This window comes from Kribbella sp. NPDC050281 (assembly GCF_040655855.1).
GTDB lineage: Bacteria > Actinomycetota > Actinomycetes > Propionibacteriales > Kribbellaceae > Kribbella.
The window spans coordinates 239057-256138 of the sequence record NZ_JBFAKS010000004.1 but is presented as its reverse complement, the minus strand read 5'-3'; the positions used below and the strand labels follow the sequence as shown (position 1 = coordinate 256138).

Annotated in this window: 18 protein-coding genes; 7 read left to right on the top strand and 11 right to left on the bottom strand. The window is 69.7% G+C overall.

Annotated features, from left to right (window positions below; all coding sequences use genetic code 11):
• The first annotated feature begins 80 nt into the window (after window positions 1-80).
• On the top strand, window positions 81-728 hold the full coding sequence (locus tag AB0I34_RS07030) for an ACT domain-containing protein (RefSeq protein ID WP_360440732.1): 648 nt from the start codon (window positions 81-83) through the stop codon (window positions 726-728).
• A gap of 19 nt (window positions 729-747) precedes the next feature.
• Here the strand turns inward: AB0I34_RS07030 and AB0I34_RS07025 are convergent, their stop codons facing one another.
• Complete coding sequence (locus AB0I34_RS07025) at window positions 748-972, bottom strand: hypothetical protein (protein WP_360440729.1); 225 nt, start codon at window positions 970-972, stop codon at window positions 748-750.
• A gap of 22 nt (window positions 973-994) precedes the next feature.
• Window positions 995-1978 carry a hypothetical protein gene (locus AB0I34_RS07020; protein WP_360440726.1) on the bottom strand — a complete coding sequence of 328 codons (984 nt, stop codon included), beginning with the start codon at window positions 1976-1978 and terminating at the stop codon, window positions 995-997.
• Window positions 1979-2062: 84 nt separating this feature from the next.
• Here AB0I34_RS07020 and AB0I34_RS07015 point away from each other — a divergent pair, with 84 nt between their 5' ends.
• On the top strand, window positions 2063-2518 hold the full coding sequence (locus AB0I34_RS07015; RefSeq protein WP_360440723.1) for a hypothetical protein: 456 nt from the start codon (window positions 2063-2065) through the stop codon (window positions 2516-2518).
• A 74-nt stretch (window positions 2519-2592) separates the two neighbouring features.
• On the opposite strand, the gene ligA is transcribed toward AB0I34_RS07015, so the two are convergent.
• From ligA to AB0I34_RS06990, 5 genes are all read right to left on the bottom strand, one after another.
• Window positions 2593-4698: an NAD-dependent DNA ligase LigA gene (gene ligA / locus AB0I34_RS07010; RefSeq protein WP_360440720.1), complete on the bottom strand. Its 2106-nt coding sequence runs from the start codon at window positions 4696-4698 to the stop codon at window positions 2593-2595.
• A gap of 89 nt (window positions 4699-4787) precedes the next feature.
• Entirely contained in the window at window positions 4788-5768 is a 981-nt protein-coding gene (locus tag AB0I34_RS07005; RefSeq protein WP_360440717.1) for a methionine synthase vitamin-B12 independent, read from the bottom strand.
• A 76-nt stretch (window positions 5769-5844) separates the two neighbouring features.
• Entirely contained in the window at window positions 5845-6939 is a 1095-nt protein-coding gene (mnmA, locus tag AB0I34_RS07000; RefSeq protein WP_360440714.1) for a tRNA 2-thiouridine(34) synthase MnmA, read from the bottom strand.
• The gene (locus tag AB0I34_RS06995; RefSeq protein ID WP_360440711.1) at window positions 6939-8141 is read right to left on the bottom strand and encodes a cysteine desulfurase family protein; all 1203 of its coding nucleotides are present in this window, start codon (window positions 8139-8141) and stop codon (window positions 6939-6941) included. Before AB0I34_RS06995 ends, mnmA begins: the two co-directional genes overlap by 1 nt.
• Window positions 8142-8193: 52 nt before the next feature.
• Complete coding sequence (locus AB0I34_RS06990) at window positions 8194-10809, bottom strand: LuxR C-terminal-related transcriptional regulator (RefSeq protein WP_360440708.1); 2616 nt, start codon at window positions 10807-10809, stop codon at window positions 8194-8196.
• Between the two features lie 92 nt (window positions 10810-10901).
• On the opposite strand from AB0I34_RS06990, the gene AB0I34_RS06985 reads away from it, so the two are divergent.
• A complete protein-coding gene (locus tag AB0I34_RS06985; protein ID WP_360440705.1) occupies window positions 10902-11378 on the top strand; it encodes a pyridoxamine 5'-phosphate oxidase family protein in 477 nt (158 codons plus the stop codon).
• A 27-nt stretch (window positions 11379-11405) separates the two neighbouring features.
• On the opposite strand, the gene AB0I34_RS06980 is transcribed toward AB0I34_RS06985, so the two are convergent.
• From AB0I34_RS06980 to AB0I34_RS06965, 4 genes are all read right to left on the bottom strand, one after another.
• Entirely contained in the window at window positions 11406-12056 is a 651-nt protein-coding gene (locus tag AB0I34_RS06980) for a hypothetical protein (protein ID WP_360440702.1), read from the bottom strand.
• Between the two features lie 2 nt (window positions 12057-12058).
• On the bottom strand, window positions 12059-12871 hold the full coding sequence (locus tag AB0I34_RS06975; RefSeq protein ID WP_360440699.1) for an NAD(P)-dependent oxidoreductase: 813 nt from the start codon (window positions 12869-12871) through the stop codon (window positions 12059-12061).
• Between the two features lie 127 nt (window positions 12872-12998).
• The gene (locus tag AB0I34_RS06970; protein ID WP_360440696.1) at window positions 12999-13955 is read right to left on the bottom strand and encodes an electron transfer flavoprotein subunit alpha/FixB family protein; all 957 of its coding nucleotides are present in this window, start codon (window positions 13953-13955) and stop codon (window positions 12999-13001) included.
• A gap of 14 nt (window positions 13956-13969) precedes the next feature.
• Window positions 13970-14752 (bottom strand): electron transfer flavoprotein subunit beta/FixA family protein, encoded by a 783-nt coding sequence (locus AB0I34_RS06965; protein ID WP_360440693.1) that lies wholly within the window; start codon window positions 14750-14752, stop codon window positions 13970-13972.
• 369 nt (window positions 14753-15121) lie between these two features.
• Between AB0I34_RS06965 and AB0I34_RS06960 the strand changes: the two genes are divergently transcribed.
• The 4 genes from AB0I34_RS06960 to AB0I34_RS06945 all read left to right on the top strand — a co-directional run bounded on the left by AB0I34_RS06960 (window position 15122) and on the right by AB0I34_RS06945 (window position 16968).
• A complete protein-coding gene (locus AB0I34_RS06960) occupies window positions 15122-15352 on the top strand; it encodes a hypothetical protein (RefSeq protein ID WP_360440690.1) in 231 nt (76 codons plus the stop codon).
• Window positions 15353-15357: 5 nt separating this feature from the next.
• Window positions 15358-15723, top strand: coding sequence for a hypothetical protein (locus AB0I34_RS06955; RefSeq protein WP_360440687.1), 366 nt, complete (start codon window positions 15358-15360; stop codon window positions 15721-15723).
• Window positions 15720-15854, top strand: coding sequence for a hypothetical protein (locus AB0I34_RS06950; RefSeq protein WP_360440684.1), 135 nt, complete (start codon window positions 15720-15722; stop codon window positions 15852-15854). The genes AB0I34_RS06955 and AB0I34_RS06950 overlap by 4 nt, the downstream gene beginning before the upstream one ends.
• Before the next feature lie 196 nt (window positions 15855-16050).
• Window positions 16051-16968 carry a hypothetical protein gene (locus tag AB0I34_RS06945; protein WP_360440681.1) on the top strand — a complete coding sequence of 306 codons (918 nt, stop codon included), beginning with the start codon at window positions 16051-16053 and terminating at the stop codon, window positions 16966-16968.
• Window positions 16969-17082: the final 114 nt, after the last annotated feature.

The window sequence follows — 17082 nt, the reverse complement described above, 5'->3', positions numbered from 1 at the left end:
GTGTCTTCGGGTTCCGCTCTGTAACATGGGCCGCGACAGGGCGTTACGCGCAAGGTGATCGGCTGGGAGATGATCGTTCGGTGTTCCTGCTGCGCTTGATCATCCCGGACCGGCCCGGTTCGCTCGGCACCGTGGCCACCGCCCTCGGCGAGGTGAACGCCGACATCCACGCGATCGAGATCGTCGAGCACCGCCGTGAGAACGGCACCGCCGTCGACGACATCGTCGTCGACGTGCCGACCGGCGTACTGCCGGACCGACTGGTCTCCGCATGCAACAGCGTCGCGGACGTCGAGGTCATCTGGTTCTCCCGTTACGGCGCCGGCGGCGGACTGCACATGGACCTCGAGGCCGTGGAGCAGATGACGTCTGCCCCCGCGGACGCGATCGACATCCTCGTCGAGCAGTCCCCGGCCGTGCTGCACGCCGACTGGGCCGCGTTGCTCGACGGCACGGGCGGTGAGGTGAAGGTCGCCCTGGAGACCAGCGCCACTCCGGAGTTCGGTGACGTGGCAGCGACCTGGCTGCCGCTGCAGAAGGCCACCACGATGGCGTCCCCGCTGGAGCACAAGGGTTTGGCAGAGTCGGTCCTGGTGGCCGCGCCGCTGGAGTCCGACCGCCGGATGCTGGTCATCGGGCGTCGTGGCGGGCCGGAGTTCCTGGCCTCCGAGGTGGCCCGGCTCAGCTACCTGGCGTCGCTGGCAGTCACCATCCGCGCGACTGCCTGAGCAGTCCCGACCCGCTCGCCTACGTGAACTTGAAGTAGGCGAGCGTCCACAGCCCTGCGATCACCAGCAGGACGACGACCCCGACCAGGGCCACGATCAGGATCGCCTGGCTGTTGCTGCCGGAGCGCTCCGGGAGGTCGAACTGGGTGGGCCCCCAGGGCCCACCACCGTCGACCCGCGGGGATGCCTCCGGCGGCGGTTTGACCACCGTCCGGGGATCCCGCTTCTCGCGGGGGAACTTCATCCGGCCTCCGTTGTGCGCTTGCTCAGACGTAGAAGGTCTCGTAGCTGACCGAGATCCGCTGCGAGGCGTAGTCGTCCTCGCTGTTGCCGGTGATCTCGACCCGCCATCCGGCCACATAAGCAGCGTACGACTTGCCGTCACTGTGCTTGTCGACGTACTCCTTCACCGCGGCCACGTCCTCGCCCTTCAGCGCGCCGAACGCGTCGTTCACCGCGGCCGGGAACGCCGTCTTCACGTCCGCCGGGTCACCGGACGCGCTCACCTCGAGCGACCGGATGCCCTCGCCCTTGCCGGCGTAGGAGTAGACCCGCTGCGAACCGTACTTCCCGACCTGCTTGCTGCAGGAGCTCGTGCAGACGTACTTCTTCGTCTTCAGCGCGGCGACCAGCTGCGGCTCGGTCGTGTCGAACGCCTTCCGCGGCAGGTCGAGCGAGTCGGCGCCGGACTTGCCGCCGGACAGCTGCACGTCGTCGCCGTCGTTGCGCAGCTCGAACTCGCCCCAGCTGCTGCCGACCTTCTGCGACTTCTGGCCGGTCTTGACCGCGTCCTGGATCTTCTTGACCTCGCTGCCGCCGAACGTGTCGTTGCCGATCGCCTGCAGCTCGGCGTCGAAGGTGACGCCGGCGTTGTTGACGTTGTCCTCGTTCTGCGACCGCAGCAGGACGCCGAGGATGGTGCCGTCCTTCTGGAACTGGAAGACCGCCTCGGCCTCGGTCGCGCCGTCGTACTTGAAGCAGCCGCGGTGCGCACCCTGCTCGGTGTTGAACAGGTCGCTGCAGCGGAACCCGATGCCCTGGAGCTTCTCGGTCGCGGTCTTCGCCTGACCGGTCGACTCGCCGAGAGAACCGTCGTCCTCGCCGTTCCTCTGGTTGCCGGTCGGCTGCGACTGCCCGTTGCTCGGACCGGCCTCGGGCTTGTCGTCACCGCCGAGGGCGCGGACACCGAGGAAGATGAGCAGACCGATCAGCACGATGCCGACGACACCGCCACCGATCACCAGCGGCATCTTCTCCTTGCTGATGCCACCGGGACCTTTGCCGGAACCGCCCTGCTGCCACTGCTGCTGGCCGGACTGACCACCTTGCTGCTGGTGCCAACCGCCCTGCTGCTGGCCCTGCTGACTCCACGGCTGCTGCTGGTAGGAGCCGCCGCCTTGCTGCTGCTGCGGGGAACGCTGGCCCCAACCGCCCTGGCCCTGGCCAGGTTGCCCCTGGCCGGGCTGGCCTGGCTGGCCGTGCTGAGGCGGCTGCTGGCCCCAACCGCCACCACCCTGCTGCGGGGGCCTGCCTTGCTGCGGAGGCTGCCCTTGCGGGGGCTGGCCCTGCTGCGGCGGCTGGCCTTGCTGCGGGGGCCCCTGGCGTGGGGGCTGACCCTGTTGCGGCGGCTGCTGCGGGCGCTGGCCCCAACCGCCACCACCCTGGCCCGGCGGCTGCTGTCCCCAGCCGCCCTGACCTCCCTGTCCCCCTTGCTGCCCGCCTGGCTGGCCCCCCGGCTGCCCAGGACCCCACGGTCCCTGCGGCGGCGTCGTCATATTCGCTCCTTCTGAACCCACGTGTAGACGTGCAAAGTTAACAGTCCGACGGCTCAATCCGGCCGCCGAATCCGTGGAAATCCGGTGCGCTACGCGTCTCCCGGTTCGGGGGTGGTCGCAACCTCGGCGGCAGCGTCCGCGCCGTCGTCCAGCAGGACGCGGAAACCGGGGGCATCGAGGATCGGTACGCCGAGTTGGACGGCCTTGTCGTACTTCGACCCCGGCGAGTCACCGACCACCACGAACGAGGTCTTCTTCGAGACCGAACTGGCCACCTTGCCACCCCGGGACACGATCGCCTCGGTCGCCTCGTCACGGCTGAACCCCTCGACCGTCCCGGTGACCACGATCGACAGACCGGTCAGCGTCTGCTCGACGGTCGGACCCGTCCGCTCCTGCCGCAGCTCGACGCCGGCTGCCTTCCACTTGTCCACGATCGCCTGGTGCCAGTCCACCGCGAACCACTCGATCACCGCGTGCGCGATGGTCGGTCCGACGCCCTCGATCTCGGACAGTTCTTCCTCGCTCGCCGCCCGCACCGCGTCGATGTCGTCGTACACGGCGGCCAGGGCCTGCGCCGCGGTCGGGCCGACGTGGCGGATCGACAGCGCGACCAGGCCGCGGGACAGCGGCTGGGTTTTGGCCTGCTCCAGATTCGCGATCAGGCGCTGGGCATTCGCCGACAGCGCCCCGGCCTTGGTGGTGAAGAACGAGCTCCGGGCCAGGTCCTCCTCGGTCAGCGCGAACAGGTCCCCCTCGTCCGTGATCAGGCCGCCACTGATCAGCGCGTCCGCGCCCTTGAAGCCGAGCACCTCGATGTCGAAGGCGGATCGGCCGGCCAGGTGGAACAGCCGCTCCCGCAGCTGCGCCGGGCAGGACTTGTTGTTCGGGCAGCGAATGTCGACGTCGCCTTCCTTCATCGGGCGCAGCGTCGTACCGCAGGAGGGGCACTCGGTCGGCATGACGAACTCGTGGGCGTCGTCGGGCCGCAGGTCGATCACCGGGCCGAGGATCTCCGGGATCACGTCGCCGGCCTTGCGCAGTACGACGGTGTCACCGATCCACACGCCCTTGCGCTTGACCTCCTGCGCGTTGTGCAGGGTCGCGAACTCGACCGTCGAGCCGGCCACCCGGACCGGCTCCATCTTCCCGTACGGCGTGACGCGGCCGGTCCGGCCGACGTTCACCTCGATGTCGAGGAGCTTGGTGGTGACCTCCTCGGGCGGGTACTTGTACGCGATGGCCCAGCGCGGCGCGCTCGAGGTGGAGCCGAGCGCGCGCTGCAGGTCGACCTCGTCCACCTTCACCACGACGCCGTCGATCTCGTGGTCGACCGAGTGCCGGTTCTCGCCGTAGTACGCGATGAACTCGTTCACCTGGTCGAGCGTCTCGACCTTGCGGGCCCGGTCGCTGACCGGCAGGCCCCAGGCCTTCAGCTGGTCGTACGCCGACGACAGCCGCGCGACGTGGTACCCGTCGACGCGGCCGAGGCCGTGGACGACGAAGCGCAGCGGCCGGCTCGCGGACACCCGGGGGTCCTTCTGCCGCAGCGAACCGGCGGCGCTGTTGCGCGGGTTCGAGAACGGGTCCTTGCCGGCCTCGACGAGCTGCGCGTTCAGCTCCTCGAAGTCCTCGACCCGGAAGTAGACCTCGCCGCGGACCTCCAGGAAGGCCGGGTGGTCCTTGCCCTCCAACTCGTTCGGGATGCTCTTGATCGTGTGGACGTTCGGCGTCACGTCCTCACCGGTGCGGCCGTCGCCGCGAGTGGCGCCGGTGACCAGGCGGCCGTTCTCGTAGACCAGGTCGAGGGCGAGGCCGTCCACCTTCAGCTCACATATGAAGCCGCTGTCGTGGATCTGCTGGACGGTCACCTCCCGCTCCAGCCGCTTCGCCCAGGCCTCCATCTGCTCGGCGGAGAACGCGTTGCCCAGGCTCTCCATCCGGGTCGGGTGCTGCACCGGGGTGAACAGGGTGGAGATCGGTACGCCGACCTTCTGCGTCGGCGAGTCCGGCGTGCGGAGCTCGGGGTACTGCTCCTCGATCGCCTGCAACTCGTGCATCAGCGCGTCGAAGTCCGCGTCCGAGATCGTCGAGGTGGCCAGGTAGTACCGCACCCGGTGGTCCTCGATCTCCTTGCTCAAATCGGCATGCCGCTCCCGCACCTCAGCCGGCGCAGCAGGAATCTCCGTGCTCATGTGCAAAACCTACAGCCCGCCACCGACGTTCCCGGGCAAGAAGAACGGCCGCCTTCGGCGGCGGGGTGTGGGGCGGGACCGCCGACGTTTCAGCTGTGCTCCGCGGCTTCGGCGACGGCATCCGCGGTACGCCGGAGGAGTTCGAGGCGGGACCGCGCATCGGCCGGAGACGGGGAGGCAGCCAGTCCACACGCGGGTGTGATCACGGCCTGCTTGAGGATCTCGGGGTCGAGGCCCAGTTCACGCCAGCGCCGGACCAGTGGGTCCGCGGCCTGCTCCTCGTTCGGCAGAGCGCCGGTCGTCGGGATCAAGCCTGCGTAGAGAGTGCTGCCGGCCTCGGCCGCGACGGCGATCTGATCCCAGGCAGCGTTGTTGAGCAGCGAGATGTCCACGGCGACCCCGGCGGCGCCGGCCTTCGTGAAGACCTCGATCGGCGGTCGTGCGGCGCAGCAGTGGATCACTGTCGGTGCCTGCGTGGTCACGAGACTGAGCAACTCGACCGCACCCGGACCGTCCACAGACCGGTGCTTGCTCCAGCCACTGGCGGTCGGGACGGCTCCAGCCAGCACAGCAGGCAGCCCCGGCTCGTCGATCTGTACGACGACCTCGGCACCAGGCACGCGTCGTCGTACCTCGGCCACGTGGTCGCTCAGGCCCGACGCCAGCGTCTGAGCAAGGTCCCGCCGGGCACCGTGGTCCGCCAGCACCTTGTCACCGCGCGGCAACTCCACAGTGGACGCCAGGGTCCACGGTCCAGTCAGCTGCAGCTTCAGTGGCCCGGTGTAACCGTCCGCCAACTCTTCGAGCACATCCAGGTCCTCAGCCAGCAGCGACCGTGCCCGCCGCTGGTCCAGGCTCGCCCGCGGATCACCACCCCCGGTGAGCCGCCAGCCGGCCGGCTGCAGGTCCGCGGCAAGCTCGTTCAGTACGGCGACCGCCCGGCTGAGCATGTCGCCGTACGGACGGGCCGGCAGTTCGGCGAGGAACGGGATGTCGACAGCCTCGAGCAGCACCTTCGTCCACTCACGGATGTCGTCACCTGGGAGCGAACCCAGGCCGGTTGTGCTCATCCACGTCCTCGCTTCGCTCCGGGCGCGGATGAGACACGAGATCGGCTGTGCTTGATGATGAACTCACTGCGTTCGTTCATGCGTGCTGCGCCGCCACCCGCGAGACCGTGTCGATCGTGGCCGAGCCGATCACTCGCGTCCCGTCGTACAGCACGACTGCCTGACCGGGCGCCACGGCTGACGTCGGCTCGTCGAAGGAGACCTGCACCTGGTCACCCTCGAGGCGGGCGGTGACGGCCACCTCCTCGCCGTGCGCGCGCAGCTGGGCCTTGACGTGCAACTCCGAGGCCGGCGCGGGTCCGCACCACCGCGGCTTCGAGGCGGTCAGGTGCGAGACCGCCAGCTCCTCGCGCGAGCCGACGGTGACCGTGCGGTCCACGGGGCTGATGTCCAGCACGAACCGCGGCTTGCCGTCGGCGGCCGGCGTACCGATCCGCAGGCCCTTGCGCTGGCCGACGGTGAAGCCGTGCGTGCCCTTGTGCTCGCCGAGCTTGTTGCCCTGCGCATCGACGATGTCTCCGGGCGCCTGGCCCAGGTGCTGATCGAGGAAGCCGGGAGTGTTGCCGTCGGCAATGAAGCAGATGTCGTGGCTGTCCGGCTTGGCCGCCACCGACAGCCCGAGACGCTCGGCCTCGGCCCGCACCTCGGTCTTGACCGTGTCACCGAGCGGGAAGAACGCGTGCGCGAGCTGCTGCTGGGTGAGCACGCCGAGCACGTAGGACTGGTCCTTCGCCGGATCAACCGCCCGATGCAGCTCGCGAGCGCCGTCCGCGGTGTCCACGACCCGCGCGTAGTGCCCGGTCGCGACCGCGTCGAAGTCGAGCGCCAGCGCCCGCTCGAGTACGGCGCTGAACTTCACCTTCTCGTTGCAGCGCAGGCACGGGTTCGGCGTCCGGCCGGCGGCGTACTCGCTGACGAAGTCCTCGACCACGTCGGCGTGGAACCGCTCGGCCAGGTCCCAGATGTAGAACGGGATGCCGATCACGTCCGCGGCCCGGCGGGCGTCGCGGGAGTCCTCGATGGTGCAGCAGCCGCGCGCGCCACTGCGGTACGACTGCGGGTTGCGGCTCAGCGCCAGGTGCACTCCGACCACGTCGTGCCCGGCCTCGGCCATCCGCGCCGCCGCGACGGCGGAGTCGACCCCGCCGCTCATGGCTGCGAGTACCCGCATCAGGTGTTCCTTCCCACGTTCTGCAGTCCGGCGGACTTCGCCCGCTCCACCACCGGTCCGATGTTGTCCAGTACGGCGTCGATGTCGGCGCGGGTGCTGGTGTGGCCGAGGGTGAACCGCAGCGATCCGCGCGCCCGCTGGTCGTCGTACCCCATGGCCAGCAGGACATGGCTCGGCTCGGCGACCCCGGCGTTGCACGCGGATCCGGTGGAGACCTCGATCCCGCGTGCGTCGAGCAGCAGCAGGAGCGAGTCGCCCTCGCAGCCGCTGAAGGACAAGTGTGCGTTACCGGGCAAACGGTTCGCCGGGTCCCCCGACAACTTGGCGCCCTCGACCGTGGTCAGCACGCCGCTGATCAGCGCGTCCCGCAGCTCGGTCAGCCGCCGCGCCTCGTCCGCCTGGTGCTTGACCGAATGCTCGACCGCGACCGCGAAACCGGCCGTCGCGGGAGCGTCCAGGGTGCCGGAGCGTACGTCACGCTCCTGGCCGCCGCCGTGCAGGACAGGCGTCAGCTTCGTCTCCTTGTGGACGACCAGCGCACCGATCCCGTACGGACCACCGAGCTTGTGAGCCGACACGGTCATCGCGTCGACGCCCAGCTCGGCGAAGTCGACCGGCACCTGCCCGACCGCCTGGACCGCGTCGGTGTGCACGGGGACGCCGTACTCCTTCGCGAGCTCCGCGATCTCACGCACCGGCTGCAGCGTGCCGACCTCGTTGTTCGCCATCATCAACGTGACGAACGACACGGACTCCGGGTCCTGCTCGATCGCCCGCCGTACGTCGTCCGGCCGCACCCGGCCGAGCTCGTCGACCGGCAGCCACTCGATCTCGGCCTGCTCGTGCTCGGCCAGCCAGACGGCCGGATCGAGTACGGCGTGGTGCTCGATCCCGCTCAGCAGGATCCGGCGCCGGCGCGGATCCTCGGCCAGCCGCGCCCACCACAGCCCCTTCAGGGCCAGGTTGTCCGACTCGGTCCCGCCGGAGGTGAACACGACCTCGCTCGGCTGGGCCCCGAGCGCCGCGGCGATCGTCTCGCGCGACTCCTCGACGGTCCGCCGGGCGCAGCGGCCGGAGCCGTGCAGGGACGACGCGTTGCCGGTGCGCGCGAGGTGGAAGGTCATCGCCTCGATCGCTGCCGGCAACATCGGGGTCGTCGCCGCGTGGTCCAGGTACACCGGGCGGCGGTCGGAAGCAGTCATATCGGTTTCAAGGGTATGTCCGCCACCGTTGTTCCCGCTCATCCGGGCCGATTCACAGCTCCAGCGTGACCTTCTGCTCGAACCGGGCCCCGATCCGCTCGAACGCGGCCGCCGCCTCGGCGATGGCCGCCGGATCGCCGGTCCGGCGGGCCCCGATCCGGAGTACGACGGCGTCCGACCACAGGTTCTCGGCAGCCGAGGCCCGCTCGACATAGCGCTCGGCGTCGGCCAGTCCCGCGACCACAGCCAGCTCGGCGCCGGCTGCGTGGGCGTACGGAACCCACCAGGGCTCGGGGAAGTCCGCGAAGGCTCCCCGGACCACCGCCCCGGCGGCGCGGATGTCGTTGTGGTGGAGAGCCAGACGCGCGGCGACGAACGCGGACGCGGCCTGCAGATTGGGGCCTGCGGCCGGGGTGCGGACACGGGCCATCTCCAGTGCACGGGCGTGCCAGACCGGTTCGCGTCCCGTGCCGAGCAGACCGTGCGCGAGCGCAGCGAGGGCCGCGGCCGACGACATCCAGGCGTGCGGCGGGCGGCCTGCGGCCAGCCAACTGCCGTACATCTCGTCCGCGGCCCGAACCGCTTCGTCGAGCAGACCGCCCAGGGCGAACGCACGAACCTGGCGCGGGCCGGTGATGAACGGATGCCCGTGCATCGGGTCGTCGGTGAGCCGCGCCAGCCGGACCGCCTCGACCAGATCGCCGACCGCGACCGCGGTCGTGGAGGCGACGTGGTACGCGTCCACGATCTCGGCGACCGCTCGCGGATCATGCTCCGGAAGGGTCGCGGCCAGCTCCAGCCTCTCCTCAGCCAGCCGGCGGGCGTCACGGAGGCAGCCGGCGCCGCCTAGCGCTGTGCCACACACGTCGAGCGCATTCATCATTGCCAGCGGATCCCTCGACTGCCGAGCCGCGGCGACGGCGGCCTCGGCGGGCTCGAGCTCGAAGCGCGCCACCCAGGCCCGCGCGATGCGGACCTGAACTGTGTCCGCATCGGCCGCGAGCTGTCCGGCGCCGCGGTCGGCCGGGAGCGGAGGCTGGACCTCGTAGCGGTTCATCATCATGACGACGTACGCGAGCGCTTCCTGCTGAAGCTCATGGTTGCCTTCGGCGGCTGCGCGGTCCGCCGCGCGGAGCATCAGGTGGTAGGCCTCCGTCCCATCGGCGACGGTCAGCGTCGCATCGGCCGCGTCCCGAAGGTCGTCGTACAGCTCGGCGGCATCGGTGGCGTGGGCGGCGGCAGTGAGGTAGTGGTCGTGCGCTTCGACGAACCGCTTGCGGGCGAAGGTCAGGTGAGCCAGTCGCCGAGCCAACCGCCGTACGTCGGCCTCGGGGTGGCTGACCGCCGCCCGGAGATCAGCGGTGACCTGATCGAACTCGGCCTGCCACTCCTCCCCCGCTTCGAGGCGCGCCTCCAGGTCCGCCGCAACGGCACCGGCCCAAGCCAGGTGCAGTACGGCGACCTCGTCGTACTCACCGGATCGGCCGAGCTCCTCCAGCGCGTAGACGCGGACCGTCTCCAGCATGCGCCACCTGCTCGTGCCGGCGCGCTGGCTGCGATGCAGGAGGCTCTTGTCGGTCAGACGACCCAGCAGGTCGCTCAGCTCGCCGCGAGAGCTTCCGGGCGCCACACCGCTCAGGGCGGCGAGGTCGAACCCGCCGACGAACACTCCGAGCCGCCGGAACAGTGCACGCTCGTCGTCGTCGAGCAGGTCGTAGCTCCAGCCAATGACCTGAGCCAGCGAGTGGTGCCGCTCGTTCGGCCCGCGTCCGCCGGCCAGAAGCCGCAGACGGTCGTCCAGCGCGGCCAGCAGCCCGTCCGGACCCAGCGAACCCGCACGGGCTGCGGCCAACTCGATCGCCAGCGGTACGCCGTCGACTCCTGCACACACTTGTGCCGCGATGTCGGCCTGCTCAGTTCCCGAGAACTCCGGTGCGACCAGGGCGGCCCGGTCCCGGAACAGCTGCTCGGCCTCGGACCCCTCCAGCGGTCCCAGCCGCAGCGGTCGCTCGCCCGCCACCCCGATCCGCTCCCGACTGGTCGCCAGTACGGCGGTCTCCGGTGCCTCGGTGAGGATGCGGGCTACCAGGTCGCCCACGTCCGCCACCACGTGTTCGCAGTTGTCGAGCACGAGCAGGGTTCGCCCCTGAGTGAGGCGCCCCACCACCGCGTCGGTGAGCGTCTGCGGTGGTTGTTCTCGCACCTGGAGCGCCTCCGCTACAGCTGCGACGACGAACCCGGGTCGCACCGGGACCAGGTCGACGACCGCTCCGCCGTACGGGTAGTTCTCGCCGACCTCGGCGGCGACGCGCAGCGCCAACCGGGTCTTGCCGACGCCGCCGGGACCCAGGAGGCTCACCAGTCGGTTGCTGTCGAGGGCAGCCACGAGCTCGGCGCGGTCCTGCTCGCGGCCGACGAAGCTGGTGCCCGGACCGGTCGGTGCGGTGAATCCGTGGGCCCGTGCCGGGTCCACGCCTTCCAGTTCGGCGAGTGTGGCCAGCTCACGGCGATCCGAGACGCCGTACTTGCGCAGCAGTGACGAGACGTGGCTCTCGACCGTGCGGACGCTGATGTGCAGATGCCGCGCGATCTGGGCGTTCGAGCGGTCACCGGCCAGCGCGGACAGGACCTCGGCCTCCCGCGCGGACACGTCTCTCGGACCAGCCACCGCCCCATCATGCCCTGGCTATGGTGCGTTCGGTGGCGGTTCCGTGGCCGCTACTGAGGACAGTGCGTGGTGTCCGATGCGACGGTGAACCCATGACTCAGGACACCCTCGACCGGCGCGCGGCGGCGGTCATCGAAGCGAACAAGTACATGACGCTGGGGACGGTCGACCCCGACGGCCGGCCGTGGGTGACCCCGGTCTACTTCACCCCGGACGGTCACGCCACGTTCTACTGGGCCTCGTCGACCGCGGCCGCGCACTCGGTGAACATCGCGGCCAACCCGGACGTGAGCATCGCGATCTTCGACTCCAGCGTCCCGATCGGCGGCGCCTCGGCCGTCTACTTCCGCGCCCGGGCCGAACGCGTTCCCGACGACGAACTCGAACGCAGCGCGGCCTTCTACGCATCCCGCTACCCGGAGCTGCGCGCGTTCTCCGTCGACGAGCTGCGCGAGCCCGAGGAACTCCGCCTCTACCGGGCTCACGCCACCGACCACTGGATCCTGGTCCGCGGCGGCGACCCGGACTATGGCACCGGCATCGACTCCCGCCGCCCGGTCTGGTCGTGAGCCGAGATCCCCAGCGACCTGATCGCGTCAGCCTCTGACGGTCTCGATCCAGGCGTGCCCGGGATGCAGATGCTCGATCATGTCGGCCAGCCAGGTACGACGCTCGTCGGTCAGCAACGGGAGCGTCGCGGCCAGATCCTGCTCGTCCTTCGGACGTGCCTGCTTCGCCTTGTAGGCGAGCGCGATCTCGGGGTTCAGGTAGCGGATGCCGTCGGGCGCGACCCAGCTGATGTCGTGGAGGACGTAGTCGAGCTTCGGGTCGCGGCGGAACACCCATCGGCCGTCGCGGTCCGGGTTCACCACCAGGTCGAACTCCCACGGCGCCAAGGCGTGCTTCCGTAGCCAGATCTGGTCGGCGTCGGCCGGTTGCTCCGGTCGATCGTCGGTGAGCGGCTTGAGCCGTCCACCCGCGTTCGCCCAGAGGTCGTAGGTGCCCTTCAGGTGCAGCCGCAGCTTCTCGATGTCCCGCCGCCACAGCGACACGTCGACGTCTTCGTGATCCCGCCGTACGCCGGTGAAGCCCTCGATCGCCCATCCGCCGGCGATCCACCACTCCCCGTCGTACCCGTCGAGCATCTCTCGCGCCTCCGCGGGAGTCGACGGCTTCCACGGCCCGTAGAGCCGCTGGAACGCGAGTTCCTCCGCGTCCAGTCCGTCCGGATACCACGCGCGCTCCATGGTCAACGGTCCCTCCAACGGCTCTGATGGGTCCAGCCGATGATTTCGGCGGCACGGCGGCAGTCGTACGGCGATGTGGTGCCGGGGAGGTCTCCGCGGATCGCGGTGTCCGGTGAGTAGCGGGCGAGCAGTTCGGCGGTCGGCTGCTCCATGCCGGTGTCCTCTGCGGCGATCAGCAGAGTCTCGAACCGTTGAGCGGTTGGCCGGGGCCGCAGGGAGAGTACGCACGCCCGGGCTGCCTCGACGAGGTCGACGTACCCCCAGAGGTTGCGCCGGTTCTCCTCGGGCGGTACTTCGGCGATGTGGCGGCGTACTTCGGTGGGCGTGAGGATCCAGTGGAAGCGCAGAGCGGTGACCTGCATGCCGCGGCGCGCGTACATCTGACCGGTGCGTTCCAGCAGGTCTTTCGTCAACGCGTACGGGTCGACGTACCGCAGCTCGGTCTCCTCGTCGATCGGGACCTCAGCGACGGTGAGCTCCTCCGGAGACCAGGCCGTGCCGTAGATCGATCCGCTCGAGGCGAGGACCGCGGTGCGGACGCCCTGAGTCCAGGCCTCCTCGAGGGCGTTGAACGTGGTGAGGGCGTTGATCTCCACCAAACGCACCGGCGTGATGTTCTCCGGGCTGGGGATCGCCGCGCAGTGCACGATCGCGTCCACCCCGCGCAGCGACCGGGCGACCGCTTCACGATCGCTCAGGTCGACAGGCGCCGGCCCGGTCAGATCGGCCTCGACCACCTCGTGCCCGTCGGCCACCAGCTGCCGGCAGACCTCACTCCCCAACTTCCCCCTCGCCCCACTCACCCAGATCCGCACCCGGCGCATCGTAGCCAGCACACCGGTCAGCGTCACCGGGCGGACGTGGTGCGGCCCGGCTCGGGAGGGGAACCGAGCCGGACCGCGGGTGGCTGGGGGCAGAGGGGTCGACCCCCAGCCAGGTGTGTCACGCCTTGCGCTTGGTGACCTCTTCGGTCGCGGCGGGCAGGACCTTGTGCAGGTCGCCCACGACGCCGAAGTCGACCAGCTCGAAGATCGGCGCCTCCTCGTCCTTGTTGACCGCGACGATCGTCTTCGAGGTCTGCATCCCGGCCCGGTGCTGGATCGCGCCCGAGATCCCGGCCGCGACGTACAGCTGCGGCGACACGGTCTTGCCGGTCTGGCCGACCTGGTAGGCGTGCGGGTACCACCCCGAGTCGACGGCCGCACGGGACGCACCGACGGCCGCACCCAGGGAGTCGGCGAACGCCTCGATCGGACCGAAGTCACCGCCGGTGCCACGACCGCCGGACACGATGATCGCCGCCTCGGTCAGCTCCGGACGACCGGTCGCCTCCCGCGGCTTGGAGTCGGTGATCCGCGCGGTCTTCGCGGCGTCGGAGATCGTCACGTCGAACTCCTCCACCTCCGGCGAGGTCTCCGCGGCTTCCGGGGTCGCCGCGTTCGGCTTGACCGTGATGATCGGCGTGCCGTGGGTGACCTTGGCCTGCACCGTGTAGTTGCCGGCGAACACCGACTGCGTGGTGACCGGGCCACCATCACCGGCGGTCACGTCGACCGCGTCGGTGATCAGGCCCGAGTCCAGCTTGACCGCCAGCCGGGCCGCGACCTCCTTGCCCTCCGTGCTCGACGAGATCAGGATCGCGGCCGGCTCGACCTTCGCCGCGACCTGCTGCAACGCCTCGGCCTTCGGCGCCACCAGGTACTGCGTGAGGTCGGCATTCGTCAGCGCGATCACCTTCGTCGCGCCGTACTGACCCAGCGCGGGCAGGGCGTCCTGTACGCCATCGCCGATGAAGACCGCGACCGGCTCGCCCAGGCGCCGCGCGATGGTGAGGAGCTCCGCGGTGGTCTTGCGGACCTTGCCCGCGGTGTGGTCAACGAGAACCAGAACGTTCGACATGAACTGATCGCCCCTCAGAGGAACTTGTTGGTGGACAGGAACTCGACGAGCTCGGCAGCACCACTGCCGTTGTCGTCGGTGACGATCGTGCCGGCGCTGCGCGGCGGACGGGCGGTCACCTCGACCACCTCGGTCCACGCGCTCGCGCCACCCACCTGGTCCGGCGCGATCTCCAGGTCGGCCAGCGACCAGGTCTCCACCGGCTTCTTCTTCGCCGCCATGATGCCCTTGAACGACGGGTACCGCGGCTCGTTCGCCTGGTCCGACACCGACAGCACCAGCGGCAGCGTGCCCTCGATCGTGTCGCTGGCGGTGTCGCCGTCGCGGCGGATCCGCACGGTCTGCCCGTCGACGGTGACCTCGGAGCCCAGCGTCACGGCCGGCAGGCCGAGCCGCTCCGACACCATCGCCGGGACGACACCCATGCCACCGTCGGTCGAACCCATCCCGAACACGACCAGGTCGGCCTCGAGCTTGGCCAGCGCCTTCGACAGGATCAGCGACGTCGCGACCGCGTCCGAGCCGTGGATCGCGTCGTCGAGCACGTGGACACCCGCGTCGGCGCCCATCTGCAGACCCTTCTTCACCGCGTCGGCCGCCTGCTCGGGGCCGACCGTGAGGATGGTCACCTCGGCGTCGCCGGCCTCTTTCACGGTGAGCGCGGTCTCGACGGCGTACTCGTCCAGCTCGGACAACAGCCCGTCGACACCGGCCCGGTCCACCGTGCTGTCCTCCGGGCGGAACCGGCGGTCCGCCGTGGCATCCGGCACGAACTTCGCGCAGACGACGATCTTCATAGCGTGTGGGACCCCTTCTGGTTAACGGTCTCTCCCAAGCCTGCCACGGATGTTACTCGCGAGAAACATGAGTCCCGTGCGAGTCCCATCACAGTCCGGCGCACCCGTAGTGTGAACGGGTGACCGAGACGTTACCGCTGACCGGCGAGAGAACTGCGCCCGGGATCTGGCACGAGAACTACTGGGTCTCGACCGCCACACCGTTGTGCTACCTCGCTCGTCACGCTTAAGCCACGGTACCGATCCGCCTCAGGTTATCCGACCAAATGAGGCGGACCCGCCAGGAGCCGGTAACTCCGGACGGGTCCTCGATCCAGCCCTATCTAGGAGGGCCGAACCGTGAACGAAGTATCTCCTACCCCTGACCCGATGACTTTCATCCGCGAGGGAGTCGACGACATCGGCGTGTACGTCGGCATGTGGAATGCCCGCAAGCCGTTGCCGGCGCCGGACGCTGCCGCCCGGCTGGCGGGCGAGCAGGCGATCGAGCGCGTCGACATGACCATCCGGCGTCTGTGGCGGCTGCGGCTGCGGCTCGAGCGTGAGATCGCGGCCGAGGACTCCGCCTGGCTCGCACTCGACGACGAGCCGGAGGCCTGATCGCGATGAACGATCGAGTGGAAGGCGACAGGCCCAACGTGCCGAGGGTCGACGCGGTAGCGCCCAACCCTGAGGAAGTCCTCGCCGTGCCCGCAGACGGTGACCTGGCGCGTCTCCTGGCGACTGTGACGGCGGAGCCTCACCGGCTGTCGCTCGAGGCGCTGGAGGAGCGCCTGGCGCCGCTCCAGGGCCGGCCGATGGACGAGGTCCGCGCCGAACTGCAGTTGATCGCCAACGAGCTCGAGCTCTACCGCTTGGGTTACGACCTGGGATTCGAGGATGGTGACGCGGCCGGGTATGACCGAGCGATCACGGATGCGATCGAGCACCCGGAGGCGTTCACGGCGCGGCTGACGGAGATCCGGCGATGATCAGCGAGGAGACGCTCGACGCGATCGAGGCCGGCCTCGTCGAGCTGATCGCCGAGCTTCGGCAGCTGGCCGACTCTGGGCGCGGCTCTGATGGGCCTGCAGGCGACGAGGAGCCGCCGCAGGGCACCTGACCCGCCGTACGACGCGAACGCGGCCCCTACCGGGCGGAGGATCCCGGTGGGGCCGCTGCTTGTTCACGGCCGTGAGGCAGGCAGGTGTGTCGGATTTGCGAAACTGTCGGTCCGATCAGCCACACTGTCGGTGTTCGTGTCAGAGTGCCCGGCGCCGCCAACGGGGACAGCAACATTCGGAGGGACAGGTGCAGTGGTGACACCCGATGACTCAACCGTTCCGGTCAAGACGTTCACGATGACGTCCAAGGCGAGCCTCGACCGCGACAATCTCCCCGCAGAGTTCACGGTCGACTTCCTGCGACACCTGCGGCCGGCCGACCTGGTGTACCTCGAGCGCGCCGAGCTCAGCGACCGCCAGCGCGAGTCGTTCCAGGCCGGCATGAAGGACGTGATGGCCCCGATCCGGGCTGCCATGGCGGGGGCCGTGTCGCCGATGGTGACGCAGCAGTTTGCAGGCATCGCGGAGGCGATGAAGCCGCTGATGTCCAAGCAATTTGCAGTCTTCGGGGAGACGGCACGCAAGTCGTGGACGACGTCCGGCTGGCGTTTCAAGTTCGCAGACACTCTGTTCCCCCAGCTGCCCAAGGTTCAGTTCAAGTCGCCGGCCCTCGACATGTTCACGACCCGGATGGACGAGATGCCCGGTGCGCGGCTTGCCGACAAGACCAACGAGGTGCTCGACGCCAAGCGCGAACGCGACCGTATGCGGGACCAGCGCCTCGCCGACCTCGCGGATGATGCTGCCCAGATGCGTCAGTCGATGACGCTTCTCGCCGAAGCGATGGTCGACCAGCAGCAGTATGCGCGGCGGCGCGAGGCGCAGTTGCAGGCCGCGGCGGCGCGGCAGAACATGGTGAACCTGTGGCTCGGCTCGATCGCAGTGACAGCTATGGTCAGCGCCCTACTGGTCGTCCCGTTCGGCATGCGGTGGTGGCTGGTAGCGATCGCCGGCTGCATGAACGTCCTGATCCAGTACGTACTGCTGCACGGGCTCGGCGGTACGCCGCGCGATGTGGCGCGGCGACCAGGGCAGGACGATGAGTCGGACGCTGCAAGCCGATCTGAGGCGTCGGACCCGCCTGTACGACGAGACACCCGCGACGACAGCTGATCGTCAGCCACGAAACAGCAGCACCCCCGGCGAGCATGTAGCCGGGGGTGCTGCCGTGGGAGGCAGACCGGGATCGCTGCGGGCCTCGAGTACCGCTACCCGGCCTTCACCACC